Annotated in this window: 18 protein-coding genes; 6 read left to right on the plus strand and 12 right to left on the minus strand. The window is 64.0% G+C overall.

Annotation, left to right across the window (positions count from 1 at the left end):
• Nucleotides 1–165 precede the first annotated feature (165 nt).
• The 5 genes from PHA8399_RS22710 to PHA8399_RS09615 form a co-directional block, all read right to left on the minus strand.
• Nucleotides 166–1,200, minus strand: coding sequence for a hypothetical protein (locus PHA8399_RS22710; protein WP_208856283.1), 1,035 nt, complete (start codon nt 1,198–1,200; stop codon nt 166–168).
• A gap of 75 nt (nt 1,201–1,275) precedes the next feature.
• Nucleotides 1,276–2,682, minus strand: coding sequence for a TolC family outer membrane protein (locus PHA8399_RS09600; protein WP_058285926.1), 1,407 nt, complete (start codon nt 2,680–2,682; stop codon nt 1,276–1,278).
• Between the two features lie 132 nt (nt 2,683–2,814).
• On the minus strand, nt 2,815–3,468 hold the full coding sequence (locus PHA8399_RS09605) for a protein-L-isoaspartate O-methyltransferase family protein (RefSeq protein WP_058285927.1): 654 nt from the start codon (nt 3,466–3,468) through the stop codon (nt 2,815–2,817).
• Nucleotides 3,469–3,701: 233 nt separating this feature from the next.
• On the minus strand, nt 3,702–4,004 hold the full coding sequence (locus PHA8399_RS09610) for a TraR/DksA family transcriptional regulator (RefSeq protein ID WP_058285928.1): 303 nt from the start codon (nt 4,002–4,004) through the stop codon (nt 3,702–3,704).
• 163 nt (nt 4,005–4,167) lie between these two features.
• Complete coding sequence (locus tag PHA8399_RS09615) at nt 4,168–4,494, minus strand: TraR/DksA family transcriptional regulator (RefSeq protein ID WP_058285929.1); 327 nt, start codon at nt 4,492–4,494, stop codon at nt 4,168–4,170.
• 181 nt (nt 4,495–4,675) lie between these two features.
• Here PHA8399_RS09615 and PHA8399_RS21955 point away from each other — a divergent pair, with 181 nt between their 5' ends.
• Nucleotides 4,676–4,813, plus strand: a complete 138-nt coding sequence (locus PHA8399_RS21955; RefSeq protein ID WP_024089362.1) for an entericidin A/B family lipoprotein — start codon at nt 4,676–4,678, stop codon at nt 4,811–4,813.
• Between the two features lie 60 nt (nt 4,814–4,873).
• Here PHA8399_RS21955 and PHA8399_RS09620 read toward each other — a convergent pair whose 3' ends face one another.
• From PHA8399_RS09620 to lepA, 3 genes are all read right to left on the minus strand, one after another.
• Nucleotides 4,874–5,116 carry a PA2433 domain-containing protein gene (locus PHA8399_RS09620; protein ID WP_058285930.1) on the minus strand — a complete coding sequence of 81 codons (243 nt, stop codon included), beginning with the start codon at nt 5,114–5,116 and terminating at the stop codon, nt 4,874–4,876.
• Nucleotides 5,117–5,630: 514 nt separating this feature from the next.
• The gene (locus PHA8399_RS21960) at nt 5,631–6,374 is read right to left on the minus strand and encodes a DUF3800 domain-containing protein (protein WP_158509258.1); all 744 of its coding nucleotides are present in this window, start codon (nt 6,372–6,374) and stop codon (nt 5,631–5,633) included.
• A 344-nt stretch (nt 6,375–6,718) separates the two neighbouring features.
• On the minus strand, nt 6,719–8,533 hold the full coding sequence (gene lepA, locus PHA8399_RS09625) for a translation elongation factor 4 (protein ID WP_058285931.1): 1,815 nt from the start codon (nt 8,531–8,533) through the stop codon (nt 6,719–6,721).
• Nucleotides 8,534–8,622: 89 nt separating this feature from the next.
• Here lepA and PHA8399_RS22555 point away from each other — a divergent pair, with 89 nt between their 5' ends.
• The 4 genes from PHA8399_RS22555 to PHA8399_RS09645 all read left to right on the plus strand — a co-directional run bounded on the left by PHA8399_RS22555 (nt 8,623) and on the right by PHA8399_RS09645 (nt 12,260).
• The gene (locus PHA8399_RS22555; RefSeq protein ID WP_058285932.1) at nt 8,623–10,221 is read left to right on the plus strand and encodes a hypothetical protein; all 1,599 of its coding nucleotides are present in this window, start codon (nt 8,623–8,625) and stop codon (nt 10,219–10,221) included.
• Nucleotides 10,222–10,476: 255 nt separating this feature from the next.
• Nucleotides 10,477–10,659 carry a hypothetical protein gene (locus PHA8399_RS09635; protein WP_008555705.1) on the plus strand — a complete coding sequence of 61 codons (183 nt, stop codon included), beginning with the start codon at nt 10,477–10,479 and terminating at the stop codon, nt 10,657–10,659.
• A 152-nt stretch (nt 10,660–10,811) separates the two neighbouring features.
• Nucleotides 10,812–11,123, plus strand: a complete 312-nt coding sequence (locus PHA8399_RS09640) for a hypothetical protein (protein WP_058285933.1) — start codon at nt 10,812–10,814, stop codon at nt 11,121–11,123.
• A gap of 171 nt (nt 11,124–11,294) precedes the next feature.
• Nucleotides 11,295–12,260, plus strand: a complete 966-nt coding sequence (locus tag PHA8399_RS09645) for a LysR family transcriptional regulator (RefSeq protein WP_058285934.1) — start codon at nt 11,295–11,297, stop codon at nt 12,258–12,260.
• Here PHA8399_RS09645 and PHA8399_RS09650 read toward each other — a convergent pair whose 3' ends face one another.
• Nucleotides 12,261–12,698, minus strand: coding sequence for a low molecular weight protein-tyrosine-phosphatase (locus PHA8399_RS09650; protein WP_058285935.1), 438 nt, complete (start codon nt 12,696–12,698; stop codon nt 12,261–12,263).
• A 49-nt stretch (nt 12,699–12,747) separates the two neighbouring features.
• Here PHA8399_RS09650 and PHA8399_RS09655 point away from each other — a divergent pair, with 49 nt between their 5' ends.
• On the plus strand, nt 12,748–13,446 hold the full coding sequence (locus tag PHA8399_RS09655) for an NAD-dependent deacylase (RefSeq protein ID WP_058285936.1): 699 nt from the start codon (nt 12,748–12,750) through the stop codon (nt 13,444–13,446).
• Between the two features lie 97 nt (nt 13,447–13,543).
• Here PHA8399_RS09655 and PHA8399_RS09660 read toward each other — a convergent pair whose 3' ends face one another.
• The 3 genes from PHA8399_RS09660 to rpmB all read right to left on the minus strand — a co-directional run bounded on the left by PHA8399_RS09660 (nt 13,544) and on the right by rpmB (nt 14,867).
• Nucleotides 13,544–14,032, minus strand: coding sequence for a copper chaperone PCu(A)C (locus PHA8399_RS09660; RefSeq protein WP_058285937.1), 489 nt, complete (start codon nt 14,030–14,032; stop codon nt 13,544–13,546).
• A gap of 56 nt (nt 14,033–14,088) precedes the next feature.
• On the minus strand, nt 14,089–14,439 hold the full coding sequence (locus PHA8399_RS09665; protein WP_244270187.1) for a DUF2946 family protein: 351 nt from the start codon (nt 14,437–14,439) through the stop codon (nt 14,089–14,091).
• 137 nt (nt 14,440–14,576) lie between these two features.
• Nucleotides 14,577–14,867: a 50S ribosomal protein L28 gene (rpmB, locus tag PHA8399_RS09670; RefSeq protein ID WP_019296104.1), complete on the minus strand. Its 291-nt coding sequence runs from the start codon at nt 14,865–14,867 to the stop codon at nt 14,577–14,579.
• Between the last annotated feature and the right edge of the window lie 19 nt (nt 14,868–14,886).

Below are 14,886 nucleotides of genomic sequence, written 5' to 3' on the forward strand. Positions count from 1 at the left end.
TGAAAGGCGGCAGTTCAAGGCTGTGGTGACGGTCTGCGTTGCAAGGCTGCGGCGGCCGGTCCGCCTCTCCCTGTTTCTCCGGGCTGGCCAAACAGAAAAGGCACGCCCTCGGCGTGCCTTGCTGGACCCTGTTTCAAACAGCGGTTTGCCGCCTGCGGTCAGGCCTTAGAGCAGGTCATGCGCGGCCAGGGCGCGGTGGATTTCGCGCCGGACCAGCTTGCGCACATTGCGGGTGATGCGCTCGCCCAGGGGGCCCTGAAGCTCTTCACGCACAATGCTGGCGACCAGATCGCGCAGGGCGTCTTCGTCGAGATAGCTGTCGCCGGACTCCGCCAGCGCATCCATGGCCGCGCCGGTGAAGGCGGCCTCGATGACCGGTTCCGCCGCGCTGTCAGCGTCCGCGGTTTCCGCTGGTTCGCCGGCGGCCTCCAGGATCTCCTCCGCAGGGCTGGAATCAGCACCGAAGTCCGCCTGAGCGCTGCTGCGGACAGGCGCCGGTTCGTCGCGCCATTCGATGGTATCGACCAAGGTGGCGGCAAAGGGGGCTTCGGTCTTGCTGTCAGGCTCCCACTGCTGCTGCGCCTGATCCCGCGCGCCAGAGCTGCGGGCCTCCAGTTCGGCGATCTTGCGGACCACCGAGGCGGCGCGGGCGCCGGCTGTGCCGCCCGCCAGATCCTCCGCCAGACCCCCAGCCGGGGTATCCTGCGGCGCGGTGCCGGATGCGGCCGAAAACAGCGTGGCATCGGGGTCGGCCCAGGGCGCCTGGGCCGCCGCGCCGCCGGGCTGCGCAGGCTCTGCAACGGACTCCGGTTCGCTTTTCTGCGCGGGGCGCAAGACAACAGGACCGGACTCGGAAACCGGGCCGGAAGTGGAGTCGAAACGGGTGTCGCGGTGGCGGAAGGAAACAGAGGAGTCCGCTGCGGTTCCGTCTGCCGCTTCTTCCGTGCGGCCAGCGTCCTGCGCAGGCTCAGCGTCCTGCGCGGGCGCCTCATCCGGCTGCGGTGTGCCGCCCGGGGTGTCCGGGCGATCCGCCGTTTCCGGGCTGCGGGTTTGCGGATCCTTCACCCGCAGCGCAGGCGTCAGCACCAGACGGGCCGCCGGTTCCGGCGCCGCGGGCTGGCCGCGGCTGTCTTCGCTCACCAGGCGGCGGATCGAGGACAATACATCTTCAATCTCAGCATGGGTAACTGGGTCGGACATTTTATAAACCACTCTTGCCTCTTGCTGGAAAGTGTAGCCGCCTTCCCGCCACCGCACAACAGATAGGATGAATTATCAGTTACGCCCCAAGGCCTTGAGCACCCGGTCCAGATCCTTGCCGCGCTTGCTGCGGTGGGCGGGCGCGTCCTTGACCAGATTGTAATAAAGCGTCGGGTCGTAAATCTCCACCGCGAGGCCCAGGTGCTCGGCGGTCAGCAGGCCCTGCGCCTGCAGCAGCTGATAGGCCGCAATCGCCTGGTTGGCGCGGGCGTTCACCTGCTCGGTCTGGGCGTCGAGGTATTCCTGCTCTGCCTGCAGCACGTCGAGCGTGGTGCGGGCGCCCAGGGTGGCTTCCTCGCGGATGCCGTCAAAGGCGACCTTGGAGGCACGCACCCGCTCCCCGGAGGAGACCAGGCTGGCGCGCGCGGTTTCGACGTTGAAGTAGGCTTCGCTCACCGCCTGCCGGACGGCGCGCTGGGTGTTGATCAGCACGCCGCGCTCTGCGTCGGCGTTGGCAATGGCCCGGCGGCGGACGGCGGCATTGCGGCCGCCGGCGTAAAGATCCTGAGACATGGTGATGCCGATGCTGGAAGAATTCGCGGCCCCCAGCCCGTCCTGCACGTCCTCGCTCACCCCGGCGTTTGCCCGCAGGCTCACGGTCGGCCCCAGGCCCGCAGTTGCAGACGCGACCTGATGCTCCCGCGCCTTGACCACGTGCTGCTGCGACAGCAGATCCGGCTGGTTCCGGAGCGCGACGTTATGCGCGCCGTCAAGCGACACCTGCTGGCGGGGCAAGGCCGGCTGGCCGGCAATGGCGCCCGGCGCCCGGCCCACAATCTGTTGGTAGGTCGCCCTGGCGGTCAGCAAAGTGCCCTCGGCATCCGTCAGGTTCGCCCGCGCCGCCGCGACGCGGCTTTCGGCCAGCGCCACATCCGTGCGGGTGACTTCGCCCACTTCAAAGCGGTCCTGGGCGGCCTTCAGCTCCTCCTGCAGCAGACGCAGGTTGTTGCGGCGCAGAGACACGTTTTCCTGCGACTGGAGGACGCCGACATAGGCCTGCACCGCCTGGAACAGCACCGTCTGCTCTACGCTCAGCAGGGCCTGCCGGGTGGCCAGCACGATTTCCTGAGCCGCCAGCCGGTCCAGGCGGGTGGCGCCGCCATCATACAGCAGCTGGGTCAGTTCCAGCTGGGTGGAGAGGGTGTTGCGGGTCTGATTGAAGTTGACCTCGTTATAGGAGTTGGCCGCGTTCACCGTCCACTGGACCAGCGGGCGCAGCCGGGACAGGGCAATCGCGACGTCTTCGTCCGCGGCCCGCAGCAGCGCCCGGTTCTGCTCCAGCAGACCGCTGGTCTTATAGGCGCCGATCATGGCGTCGGACAGGTTGTCCGCAGCCGCCTGAAGCGGCATCAGCGCCGTGGCGGCCACGCCGCCGGCAAACACAAAAGCCTTAAACACACTCGCCGGGAATTTCATTCGCATTGCCTGCCTTTGTTCTGCCGCGCCGCCAGCCGCGGTGAGTTGTCCGTGTCCAGGCGCCAGCGTCACCGGCGTCCGGCCTCTCCCCTGTGGCGGCGGCCCCGCCCCGTCAGCCGCCGTGCCCGACCGGTGCGGTCAGAGCGCAAATTCGTGCGCAGCAGCAAAGCCCGGCAGCACCGGCGCGGCGGCGTTGAAGTCGAACCGCCAGGAAATCCCGCCGCCGCTCTTGTAGCCGATCTTCACCTCGCCCAGCGCGCCGGTCATCATCAGCGCCGCAATCCGGCCGCCGTCCTTGAGCTGCGCCAGCAGCGGCGCCGGCAGCTCCTCTGCCCCGCCCTGCACCAGGATCACGTCATACGGCCCGTGTTCGGCCGCGCCCTCCGCCAGCGGGCCGGTGTGCACGATCGCATTGTCGGCGCCGGTCTCGGACAGCAGCGTCTGGGCGTCCTCCGCCAAATCCTCGTCTTCCTCGACGCCGATCACCATCTGCGCCACCCGCGCCGCAACGGCAGTGGAATAGCCCAGCCCGCAGGCCACATCGAGCACCAGTTCGTCCTTCTGGATGTCCAGCGCATCCAGCATCTTGGCCAGGGTGCGCGGCTCCAGCAGCACGCGGCTGCCGCCGAGGCTCACGTTCTGGTCGGCATAGGCCGCTTCGCGCTGCGCGGCGGGCACGAACTGCTCGCGCGGGACCGCCAGCATGGCTTCGATAATCGGGTATTTGGTGACATCCGACGGGCGGATCTGGGTGTCCACCATCATACGGCGGCGTTCGGCGAAATCAGGCATTTGCTAAACTCATGTGTTCAGTCTGTTGCATCAGGTTGTGGCACATCCCGGCAGGCACGGCAACGGGGCCTTTGGCGCGAAAGCCGCGACTGGTGCAGCGCTGCCGCGGCGCGCCGCCGCCGCCCCCGCCGCAAACGGCAGCAGCCAGCGGGACGGGCGGCCGCTGGCTGTGAGAAGCTTATGGTTTCCGGCAGATGCGGGCGCGCGGCCCGTGCGGCTGCGCCCTGCCCCGGCTAGGCAGCGCAGCTTTTGCAGAACGGCGAGGCCGGGCGCTGGTCCAGCCAGTCGTCGGCGATATCGTCGCCGCAGATCTGGCAGAAGCCGTATGACCCCTCGCGCAGGCGGGCCAGCGCCGCGTCGATGCGGCGCAGCTCGTCCAGGCTGGCCTTGGCCGGCACCCCGGCGGCCGGTGCCCGCTGCAGACGGGACGCGGCATAGGCCGCGGCCGCCTCCGCCGCGAGTCCGGTCTGCGACAGAATCCCCGCCAGCTCCATCCGGCGCACCTCAAGCGTTTGTTTTCTGGTGGAAAAGTTCACAGTCCATACCCTCCAGCTCAATTTTCGCGCAACGTGCCGCAAGGTCAAAGCCACAGCCTTGATCCAGATCAATATGCCCGCGATTTCGAAGGATTGCACTACCTTATAAGTTGCAAATTTTTGGTAAACCCCAGCGGCCCCCGCAGGGGCCGCGGGCGCGGGCTCAGCCCGCTTCCTCCGCGGCGCAGGTCTTGCACAGCGGCGCGGCGGGCAGCAGGTCCAGGCGCGCGTCCGAAATCATCTCGCCGCAGGACGCGCAGATGCCGTAGGTGCCCGCCTTGATCCGGGCCAGCGCCGCATCGATCCGGCGCAATTCGTCCAGTTCCGCCTTACCGAGGCTTTCCAGCACCTCATCGCCCTGCCGCTCGGAGGCGCGGTCCTCCCAGTCCTTGGGCATCGGCGCGTCCAGCGTGTGCTCAACCTCGCTCAGATGGCCGGTCAGCTCAGTGCGGCGCGCCTCCAGCGCCTGTTTGCGGGTGGAAAGATCCATAATGTCTGCCTCCTGTAATGTCCTGCGCAGAGTAGCCCGGCCCCGGAGCCCCGGCCTTGACCTGGCTCAAGCTCCTTGCCTGCCCCGCAAATCCGCCGGCCTGGAAATCCGCTGGCCTGCGCCGGGGCGGCTTGCTAGACATTTGCCGACGGGTTTGAGCAGAGATGAGGAGCCTTCGACGATGATCCGGATTTTCACATGTGCGCTGATGCTGCTGGGCCTGGCGGCCTGCGAGACCACCAAGGGCGCGGGGCGCGACATTTCCAAGGCCGGCCAGGCGATCAGCGGCGCCGCGCAGGACGTGCAGGACGCGCTGTAAACCGACCGGACTAGCAGCTTGGGAACGCCCGGTTTGCCGCCGGGCGTTTTCTGTTGCGGGTTATTCGATGCCCAGCAGCGTCTTGGCTTCGGCCAGGGTCTGAACCGAGGCGTCATGATCGCCGCTGTCATGCAGGGCCTGGCCCTCGTCGCGCAGTTCCTGAACCGTTGCCAGATCAGCCTCCGACAGTTCGGTTCCGGCCGCCAGTGCGGCGTCGATGGCGGCAATGTCGGCGGGGCATTGCCCGGCCAGCACTGGAGACGCCAAGAGCGCGATCGCGGCGGCCAAAGTCAGATGTTTCATGGTGTTATCCTCCCCAGATGAACGGAGGTGAGGATAACACGGAATGGGTGCGTTTACAGTCGGAGAGTTGCGGGGCGGCGGCGGATGGGCGGAGAGTGGCGCATGGGCGCGGTGGATGGTGGGCAAGATTGCCCACCCTACGGACAGCAGGTAGCCGCCTGTTGGAATGCAGCGTCTTGGCAGCTCGGATTTTGCAAAATTCGATCAGCACGCGGAGGGCAGCGCCCGGCCCGGCGGGGCGGGAAGCGAAGTGCCCGCTTCGTGCTGAAAGCACGCCTCCGGCATGACGGGGGGGCGGGGCGGGCGCTACTTTCTCTGAAAAAACAGTGGCATACTTCCACAACAAAATCGTCGACACTAACAGATTATGTTTAGTGCTTGGATAGGGACTGCAGCCCACATTCCGCTTGGTTTTTTAAGCGACTCCACCTATATCTTAAGTATGATCTGAAACCCGGCACAACCGGTTAGTAGGATCGTACCGGCGAGCGGGAGACCGCTCGCCCTTACTATTTCAGAGCATCACAATCCCCTGTGGGTTCACCGACGATGCGTTCTTATTCAGTACTGGATCAAGTCTATTGAAGTAATTTTTGGCAGACTTCTTCTTGATGTATGCATTTGGGTCCAGTTTCTGATGAAGAAAGTAGGCGCAGACATCACAGGACTGAATACCCAGGGAAGTTTGCGAGTCTCTTTCGCTTGGGTCTTCTATAACTCTATGAATTGGTATGTTACGATACCCGCCACCAAACCTATTTGGCACCGGATTATAGACGCTCTTCTTTCGAACAAGCTGAGTTAACTTTTTTCCTGACGTTGCGTCCGTATAAACCTTTCCGAAGGATCGCTTGTAGCCACCAGGAAAGTTTCCATGTGTTAGTGTGTTCTCGAACCGCTGGAACAAAGTACGCCAAGCAGAAGAAAACACATCGTATCCAGAGGGTTTCCCCTGCTTATCAACAACAATGTTCGTAACAGAAATTGTATTCATCTTGGCAAGCTCATCGAGGTAATTTCTTAAAATCGCCAATCGGTCATGTTTCGCGATGCCAAACTTGTTTTTCCTAATCATCTCTACTGCATGCAACTCACTGCGGAGAGGCAACCCATAAACACCGCGCATAGTTCTTCTAAAAGACACCAACCCATCAATGAACTGCCGCCACTCACTCTCGTGAACTACGATGGCACTCAGGCAAAAGTACCTAGTTTGCAAAACATTGTTGCCGGGATCACCACTTTCATCAACATACATAAGATACATGCCAGCCTCGAAAATTTTGACTCAGACTAGCGGAAATTCACTCACCCACAAGGTGTGAAATTTGTTGCGCCACTCCCGCAAAGAATTCGCAGCCAACCATCATGGCAACCTTGGAAAATTACCGCAGGGCCGCGCCCGCCCGTGAGGGCGGATCGGGCGCTGCCCGGCCTCTCGGCCGGGCGGGACAGTGGATAGGACGGCAACAAACAACGGGGCCGAAGCCCCGTGTTGCAACCGTTTGAAAAGGTCTCGTTTCCGCCGCAGAACACTCCTGTGCAGGCCCGCAATTGGCTGCGCCAACCGCTTTCGCCCGCCGTCCCTTAAAATGGACAGCTTCAGCTGTCCATTTTAAGGGCTGAAATAAACGCTTCCTGCGGGATGTCCACCTTGCCGAACTGGCGCATCTTCTTCTTGCCCGCTTTCTGCTTGTCCAAAAGCTTGCGCTTCCGGGTGGCGTCGCCGCCGTAGCATTTGGCGGTCACGTCCTTGCGCAGCGCCGAGAGGGTCTCGCGGGCGATCACCTTGCCGCCGATGGCGGCCTGGATCGGGATCTTGAACATGTGGCGCGGGATCAGCTCCTTGAGCTTCTCGCACATCGCCCGGCCGCGCATCTCGGCCCGGTCGCGGTGGACCATGGTGGAGAGCGCATCCACCGGCTCGTCATTCACCAGCACCGACATTTTCACCAGGTTGTCCTGACGGTAGCCGATCATCTGGTAGTCGAAGGAGGCATAGCCCTTGGTCACCGATTTCAGGCGGTCGTAGAAGTCGAAGACCACCTCGTTCAGCGGCAGGTCATAGACCACCATGGCGCGGGAGCCGGCGTAGGAGAGATCCATCTGGATGCCGCGGCGGTCCTGGCAGAGCTTCAGCACGTCGCCCAGGTATTCGTCCGGCACCAGGATGGTCGCCTTGATGCGCGGCTCCTGGATGTGGTCGACCTTGGAGGGGTCGGGCATGTCGGCGGGGTTGTGCAGCTCGATCATCTCGCCGGGCTCGTTGTCCTTGCCCTTCATGTAGACGTGGTAGATCACGGAGGGCGCGGTGGTGATCAGCTCGATATCGTATTCGCGCTCGATCCGGTCGCGGATGACCTCGAGGTGCAGAAGGCCGAGGAAGCCGCAGCGGAAGCCGAAGCCGAGGGCGGCGGAGGTTTCCATCTCGAAGGAGAAGGACGCGTCGTTCAGCGCCAGCTTGTCGATGGCGTCGCGCAGGTCCTCGAATTCGGCGGAGTCGACCGGGAACAGGCCGCAGAACACCACCGGCTGAGCGGGTTTGAAGCCCGGCAGCGCCTTTTCGGTGCCGTTGCGGTCGTTGGTGATGGTGTCGCCGACGCGGGTGTCGCGCACCTGCTTGATCGAGGCGGTGAGGAAGCCGATCTCGCCCGGCCCCAGCTCGTCCACCGCCTGCATGGCGGGGCGGAAGACGCCGATGCGGTCGACGTGGTGCAGGGTGTTGTTCGACATGAACTTGACCCGCATGCCTTTTTTGAGGACGCCGTCCATGATGCGGACCAGAACGATCACCCCGAGGTAGCTGTCGTACCAGCTGTCGACCAGCATCGCCTTGAGCGGCGCGTCGCGGGTGCCCTTGGGTGCCGGCAGGTGCTGGACGATCGCCTCCAGCGTTTCGCGGATGCCCTGGCCGGTCTTGGCCGACACCTGAATGGCGCCGGACGCGTCGATGCCGATCACATCCTCGATCTGCTCCGCCACCCGGTCGCAGTCCGATGCGGGAAGGTCGATCTTGTTCAGCACCGGCACGATCTCATGATCGGCGTCGATGGCCTGATAGACGTTGGCGAGCGTCTGCGCCTCCACCCCTTGCGTCGAGTCAACGACCAGCAGCGAGCCCTCGACCGCGCGCATGGAGCGGGAGACCTCATAGGCAAAGTCGACGTGGCCGGGGGTGTCGATCAGGTTCAGGACATAGGTCTCGCCGTTCTGCGCGGTGTAGTCGATGCGCACGGTGTTGGCCTTGATGGTGATCCCGCGCTCGCGCTCGATGTCCATGGCGTCGAGCAACTGTTCCTTCATGTCGCGGTCCTTCACCGTCCCGGTCTCCTGGATGAGCCGGTCAGCGAGGGTGGATTTGCCATGGTCGATATGGGCGACGATGGAGAAATTGCGGATGTGAGCGAGGTCAGTCATGCTGAGGCATATGATTTGGATTCGGGGTTTGGTCAAGCGTGGTTGACACGACTACCTGTTAAAGCGGCAGTAAATTTGAGGCGAAAATCATGAGCAGCAACGGGCAACAGCCGGGATCAGCCACTGGCAACTTGCCGACTGGTCACATTTTCGCTGTTCTTGGATTGATCATAGCCATCATTGCCCTGCCAATCGGCGTCGCTCAGAGTATCTGGCTGGCAGGATTAGCTGCGATTTTCCTGGGAACAGCGGTTTTTGCACTTCTCAAGATTCACAGCATAAACCATACAGTTCACATCAAGACAGCGCTGTCAGAACCCCGTTACCGCACGCTTTATGACACGGTTCTGACGGCGAACCTGCCGTATCTGCAGCGTTTTTTTCAGACCGCGGAGCCTGACCCCAAAGCCGGTTTTTTGCAATTGCTGCGCAGCACATTCACCTTCGGGCTGCTGTTACGGTCGTTGCTGTTCGCCGTGATCTATCCGGTTGCGCTGCTACTGCTGCACTGGGGGTTAAGCGGCGGCTCTGGACGGCTGGGCGAAATTGTACTGATCCCGGCCGCCGACCCAGCCTGGAAAGGCTATGCGACGATTGGCTTGATGGCCCTTTTCGTTTCAATTGTTTCTTTATCAAAATGGGCGTCAGCCAGCCCGGAACGGTTTGTAAGAAGTGTTCCGGGCTGGCTGACTCTCGTAGGCCTAGCGTTGTTATTGTCAATACTGTTATTACTTAACCTGCCGATAGCCGCAGCCGCATTCGCAGGCGCACTCGCAATCGCAATAGCACTCGCAGCCACACTCGCAACCGCACTCGCAGCCGCAATCGCAATCACATTCGCAACCGCAGCCGCACTCGCATACGCAACCGCATTCACACTCGCAACCGCAGCCGCAGCTGCATTCGCAACTGCATTCGCAACTGCATTCGCAGCCACAATCGCAATCGCATTCGCGCTCGCAACCTTAAAGCTCAAAAAGAACGACCGAGGGAAAGCTGCCGCGATCCTTGCAGTTGCGGCTCCGGCAGCAGCCATTTGCGCAAGCGTTTTCTGGCTCCCGTGGGAAACCTTGGGAGACAAAGCAGGTCGAACAACCAGCATATTCATGTTTCTCGGCGTGCTTCCGCTGATCAACGCGCTGTTTGACGCAATTAGCTATGGGGTAACGCTGGTATTAACACAGCGCGGGTTGCACGGCTGGCCGGTTTTATACGCCGTTTTGGACGCACTGCTTGCGCTGACGTTGTTTCTGGGGCTGGGTGCCACGTTGGTTTATGTCGTGGCAATAATTGAGAGCATAACCGGCATCGGCTGGGTTGACTTGAACGGGCTGCTGCGCAATGCCGGCAATGTCCAGCAGTACTGGTGGCTTTATGCGATGCTGTTTTCCACGGCGCTGCCGACCTTTTATCATTTGGGACTCGCGGCGGTCAGCCTGCAATGCTTTGTGCCGCTGCGCTGGCGGCGCGGGCTGGCCGCCGCAATTGATGCCGCCCATACCGGTTCAGTGCCGGGTGGAGTAGCCGCAGTGCTGGGGCTGGCTGCGCTGTGGTCTGCCACATGGGCAGCAGCAGTTCTGGCGCTTTTGGGTTTGGCATGGGTGTCTTTGAAATTTGGCGTCGGGCATCTGCTGCTTCTGTACCGGGACATCCTCGAACAATTGGCCATTCGGTTGGGTGGTATCTGAGCCCCCGCCCGGCGGCACCGCCGGGCAGCGCCAGATCCGCCCCGTCAAACCAAAGGTTTGCCTCCGGCAAAACGGGCGGGCGCTGCCCTCTGATTTGCTGCACGGTCTTTGGTCCCTGCCCTCCCCGCACCTCCCGAACCCCTCAAATTCTCCCGGCTCCCTGCACGCCCGGCCAAAATGCGCTATACTCCATGCCTACCGCGAGACGCGCGCCCCGCTGACGGGTGATGACCACAGCAAAGGAGGACGACCCGCATGGATGCAATCAAAGCCGCTGAGTATGCCCGCGCGCTCTACAGCGCGCATGGCGACAAGGCCGAGGCCGAAGCCGCGCAGAAAATGCGTGAATGCGAAGAAGCCGGCAAGGACGCCGAAGCCGCAGACTGGAAAGCCGTGCGCCAGGCCGTGCGCGCCATGCGCGGGCCGAACCAGACCTGAGCGCCAGACCGCTGGAGCGCTGCAAGCCGCAGCGCTCCGGCGGCTTTGAAACACCCCGTTCACCACGATTGAAACGCGCCCCGGCTTGCGCCATACTGCGGGCCATTCCCGCGGGCATCAGACCCGCTTGCCAAGAACCGGGGCATGAGCAGATGAAACCTTTCCTGACAGCCGCGCTTTGCGCAGGATTTCTCGCAGCACTGGCGCCCGCAGGCGTCTCGGCCGGCGCCATTGAGCGCGCCTGCCGCCAGTCGGACCGCACCGCCGCGACGCCGTCCTTGTGCAGCTGCATCCAGAATGTCGCCAACCGCAGCCTGACACGCTCGGAGCGCAAGACCGTCTCCAAGTGGTTTGCCGACCCGCACAAGGCCCAGGTCGTGCGCCAGTCCAGCAACCGCAATGACGAGCGGCTGTGGCAGCGCTACAAGGCCTTTGGCGACCACGCGGCGCGCAGCTGCAGCTGAGCCGCGCCGCCTGCCCAAAGAGTGCCAAGGCGTCCCCCGGGGGCGCCTTTTTGCCGTTTTGATACATTCGCGCTGCGGCATTTTCGCAGCGGGCCGGAGCCTCGGCCCCGCCCCTCTTGACCGCACTGCCCCAAACCGGAAAGAACGGCGCAAGGTATTGGAGCAGTTCATATGTTGATCAAAGGTGTTACCCTGCGCGGGCTGGAAGTGTTCGAGGCTTTGGCCAAGACCGGCTCGGTGGCGCAGGCGGCTGAGCTGACCGGCCTGAGCCAGCCCGCCGTCAGCCAGCAGATGCGCAACCTGGAAAAGGCGCTGGACAGCGAGCTGATCGACCATGGCCGCCGACCGATGGTGCTGACGGCGGCGGGGCGCAGCTTCCTGTCGCGGACCGAGGCGGTGCTGGGCGAGCTGCGGCTGGCGCAGAGCGAGCTGACGGTGATGGACCTGTCCCACCTGCAGGCGCTGTCGATCGGGCTGATCGACGACTTCGACAATGACCTCACGCCGCGGCTGGCCACCATCCTGGCCGACAGCCTGACCCAGTGCCGGTTCAAGATGATCACCGCCTCCAGCCATGACATCATCCGCGCGCTGGAGGCGCGCGAGCTGCATATCGCCGTCGCCGCCACTGCCGGGGGCTTGCACGAGGGGCTGGTGGAATACCCGCTGGTGCGCGATCCCTTCATCCTGGTGGCGCCGCGCGGTGCGGTCTCGGACGCGGCGCAGGCTGCGGAGCAGCTGCAAGGCCTGCCGTTCCTGCGCTATGCCCGCGAGCAGCTGATCTCGCAGCAGATCGAGGCGCTGCTGAGCCGCCAGAAGCTGGAGGTCGAGGACCGGTTCGAGGTCGGCTCGCATCTGGCGCTGATGGCGATGGTGGCACGGCGGATCGGCTGGGCGATCACCACGCCGCTGGGCTTTATGCGCGCGGGGCGCTTCCACGACCAGATCGACGCCTTCCCGCTGCCCTTTGGCGAGATGTCGCGGACGATCTCGCTGTTCACTGCCGCCGACTGGGCCGACCGGGTGCCGCGCGATGTGGCCGAAACCGTGCGCCGCCTGGTGCAAAGCAAGATGATCGACCCGGCGGTGCAGCAGCTGCCGTTCCTGGCAGGCGGCTTCCGGGTGATTGCGGAGTAATCAGAGCGCCGCCTTGAGCCCCTTTGCGGCCTGTTCGATCAGGTCCAGGCAGCCGTCGAAATCACGTGTGAAATAGGGATCCGGCACATGGTCTGCGCCGGTTTCGGGCGCGTAATCGGTGAACAGGCGCACCGGGGTCTCGCTGCCTGCCGGGCGCAGGGCCTCGATGTTCTCCAGATTGCTGGCATCCATCGCGACGATCAGATCGAAGCTGCCGAAATCAGCGCGCCGGAACTGCCGCGCGCGCAGGTCCGAGAGATCCAGCCCCCGCGCCCGCGCCGCCGCCTGCATCGGGCCGTAGGGCGGCTCTCCCACGTGGTAGGACGCCGTGCCGGCGCTGTCGGTCTCAGCTTCCGGGCAGAGCGCGCGGAACACGCCCTCCGCCGCCGGGGAGCGGCAGATGTTTCCTAGGCAGACAAACAGAATACGGGTAGGCATTGGCAAACGGCTCCTTTGGACGGGAGCAGTGATAGGGGGTTTCAGGGCAATGGAAAAGAGCGCGAAGACAGTGATACTGACCGGCGCCGGGATTTCCGCCGAAAGCGGGCTGGGCACGTTCCGCGACGAGGGCGGCCTCTGGGCGCAGCACCGGATCGAGGATGTCGCAACGCCCGAAGGCTTCGCGCGCAACCCGGATCTGGTGCATGGCTTCTATAACGCCCGCCGGGCGCAGGCGGCAAAGGCGCAGCCCAACCCGGCGCATCAGGCGCTGGCGCAGCTTCAGGCGGACCATCCGGGCGAGGTGGTGATCGTCACCCAGAATGTCGACGCCCTGCATGAGGCGGGCGGGGCCGCGCAGGTGCTGCATATGCACGGCACGCTGGCAGGCGCGCTCTGCGCGGTTTGCGGCCACCGCTGGCCTGCGCCGCTGGAGATGCAGACCGGCCAGCCCTGCCCCGCCTGCGCGGCGCCTGCGGGGCGGCCCGATGTGGTCTGGTTCGGCGAGATGCCGTATTTCATGGAGGAGATCTATGCCCATCTGGCGGAGGCGGATCTGTTTGCCGCCATCGGCACCTCCGGCGAAGTCTACCCCGCCGCAGCCTTTGTCGATGAGGCGCATCTGGCGGGCGCGCTTACGGTGGAGCTGAACCTGGAACCCTCCGCCGCCGCCTCCCGCTTTGGCGAGCGCCGCTTTGGCCCGGCCAGCGAAACCGTGCCCGCCTGGGTGGCGGAGCTGCTCCGCTAGCCCCAAACACCAAAAAAGCCCGCCGCAAGGGCGGGCTTTGGGCGCGAAGGAGGGCTGCGGCGCAGCCTGACGCCGCGCCCGCCCTGCCCTGCGGGCCCTAGTTGGTGCGGGTGGAGTGATCCATGCTTCCATGGCCCCCGTCCTGGCGCTCCAGATCGACCGGCACCTCGATCTCGACCTCGCCGGCCTTCTCGAACACCAGCGTGACCTTCACCACATCGCCGTGGTTCAGCGGCTGCTTCAGGCCCATGAACATGATGTGGTCGCCGCCGCGCTGCAGCATATGGGTGGCGCCTGCGGGCACGGCAAAGCCTTCCTCCACATGCATCATCTTCATGACGCCGTCGCCGCCTTCCTTGTGGGTGTGCAGCTGCACCTTGGCCGCCACGTCGGAGCGCACGCCGATCAGCTGATCATCGGCTTCGCCCTTGTTGATGATCTCCATGAAGGCGGCACCGGCCTTGGCAGCCGGCGAGGACACCCGCGCGTACTGGCCGTGCACCATGATCATGGCATCGCCCGCAAAGGCAGAGGTGGCAAAGGCAGCAGCAGCCGCGGCTGCAAAGACAACAGACTTCAGGGACATATCCTGTCTCCTCCTGGTAGGTATTCGGTATTGAAATTGGTGGTGTGCTTGGCCGGTCAGGCGATGGCCGGCGGCGCGCGGGCGGTGGCACGCAGGATCTGCTGCACCGCGGGCAGCGCAGCTGTCCGCACGGCAGCTACTTTGCTGGAAACCGCAACCGGCAGCACCAGCCCCGCAGGCTGCATCACCGCGTCCAGAACATGCATCACGCAGTCCGGGCAATGGTGCGGCGGCTTAACCGGCTGGCCCTCGCTGTCGACATAGATGGTGACCGGGCCGGTGCCGGTGCAGATCACCATCTGGCCTGCGGCATCGCGCTCCCCCTGCCGGGCGGCGGCGCTGTGGGCGGTCAGGGTGACCGTCAGGGCCAGGAACAGGCCAAGGGATATGCGCAAGGCACGGATCATCACCGCAAGATATGCCCCCGCGGCGCGGCCCCTGCAAGGCGCAACCCTGCGGCAGATTGCGCAAACGCAAACACCGCGCAAGGGGGCCCCTGCGCGGTGTGCGTAATCCGATCCGGTGAAGGGATCAGGCCAGGAAATTAAGCCTGAGCGGCTTGTGCTTTGGCGATCTCTTTCTTCACTTTCAGCGCGTTTGCCGACAGCTCTTCGTCCTTGGCTTTGGCCAGGAACGCGTCCAGGCCGCCGCGGTGGTCGACCGAGCGCAGGGCAGCTGCGGAGATGCGCAGCTTGACGCCGCGGCCCAGAACTTCGGACTGCAGGGTCACGTCGTTCAGGTTGGGCAGAAAGCGGCGCTTGGTTTTGTTGTTGGCGTGGCTGACATTGTTGCCAGTCATCGGGCCTTTTCCGGTCAGTTCGCAACGGCGCGACATATCTTCATCCTTCGTTTCT

Origin of the sequence: Leisingera aquaemixtae (genome assembly GCF_001458395.1) — a bacterium.
In the GTDB taxonomy this organism is placed as follows: domain Bacteria; phylum Pseudomonadota; class Alphaproteobacteria; order Rhodobacterales; family Rhodobacteraceae; genus Leisingera; species Leisingera aquaemixtae.

Excerpts from the sequence above, each read along its gene's own strand:
- PHA8399_RS22710 (WP_208856283.1), bottom strand. The coding sequence starts at position 1,200 with ATGTCCGACCCAGTTACCCATGCTGAGATTGAAGATGTATTGTCCTCG.
- PHA8399_RS09600 (WP_058285926.1), bottom strand. The coding sequence starts at position 2,682 with ATGCGAATGAAATTCCCGGCGAGTGTGTTTAAGGCTTTTGTGTTTGCC.
- PHA8399_RS09605 (WP_058285927.1), bottom strand. The coding sequence starts at position 3,468 with ATGCCTGATTTCGCCGAACGCCGCCGTATGATGGTGGACACCCAGATC.
- PHA8399_RS09615 (WP_058285929.1), bottom strand. The coding sequence starts at position 4,494 with ATGGATCTTTCCACCCGCAAACAGGCGCTGGAGGCGCGCCGCACTGAG.
- PHA8399_RS21955 (WP_024089362.1), top strand. The coding sequence starts at position 4,676 with ATGATCCGGATTTTCACATGTGCGCTGATGCTGCTGGGCCTGGCGGCC.
- PHA8399_RS09620 (WP_058285930.1), bottom strand. The coding sequence starts at position 5,116 with ATGAAACATCTGACTTTGGCCGCCGCGATCGCGCTCTTGGCGTCTCCA.
- PHA8399_RS21960 (WP_158509258.1), bottom strand. The coding sequence starts at position 6,374 with ATGTATGTTGATGAAAGTGGTGATCCCGGCAACAATGTTTTGCAAACT.
- lepA (WP_058285931.1), bottom strand. The coding sequence starts at position 8,533 with ATGACTGACCTCGCTCACATCCGCAATTTCTCCATCGTCGCCCATATC.
- PHA8399_RS22555 (WP_058285932.1), top strand. The coding sequence starts at position 8,623 with ATGAGCAGCAACGGGCAACAGCCGGGATCAGCCACTGGCAACTTGCCG.
- PHA8399_RS09635 (WP_008555705.1), top strand. The coding sequence starts at position 10,477 with ATGGATGCAATCAAAGCCGCTGAGTATGCCCGCGCGCTCTACAGCGCG.
- PHA8399_RS09640 (WP_058285933.1), top strand. The coding sequence starts at position 10,812 with ATGAAACCTTTCCTGACAGCCGCGCTTTGCGCAGGATTTCTCGCAGCA.
- PHA8399_RS09645 (WP_058285934.1), top strand. The coding sequence starts at position 11,295 with ATGTTGATCAAAGGTGTTACCCTGCGCGGGCTGGAAGTGTTCGAGGCT.
- PHA8399_RS09650 (WP_058285935.1), bottom strand. The coding sequence starts at position 12,698 with ATGCCTACCCGTATTCTGTTTGTCTGCCTAGGAAACATCTGCCGCTCC.
- PHA8399_RS09655 (WP_058285936.1), top strand. The coding sequence starts at position 12,748 with ATGGAAAAGAGCGCGAAGACAGTGATACTGACCGGCGCCGGGATTTCC.
- PHA8399_RS09660 (WP_058285937.1), bottom strand. The coding sequence starts at position 14,032 with ATGTCCCTGAAGTCTGTTGTCTTTGCAGCCGCGGCTGCTGCTGCCTTT.
- PHA8399_RS09665 (WP_244270187.1), bottom strand. The coding sequence starts at position 14,439 with ATGATCCGTGCCTTGCGCATATCCCTTGGCCTGTTCCTGGCCCTGACG.
- rpmB (WP_019296104.1), bottom strand. The coding sequence starts at position 14,867 with ATGTCGCGCCGTTGCGAACTGACCGGAAAAGGCCCGATGACTGGCAAC.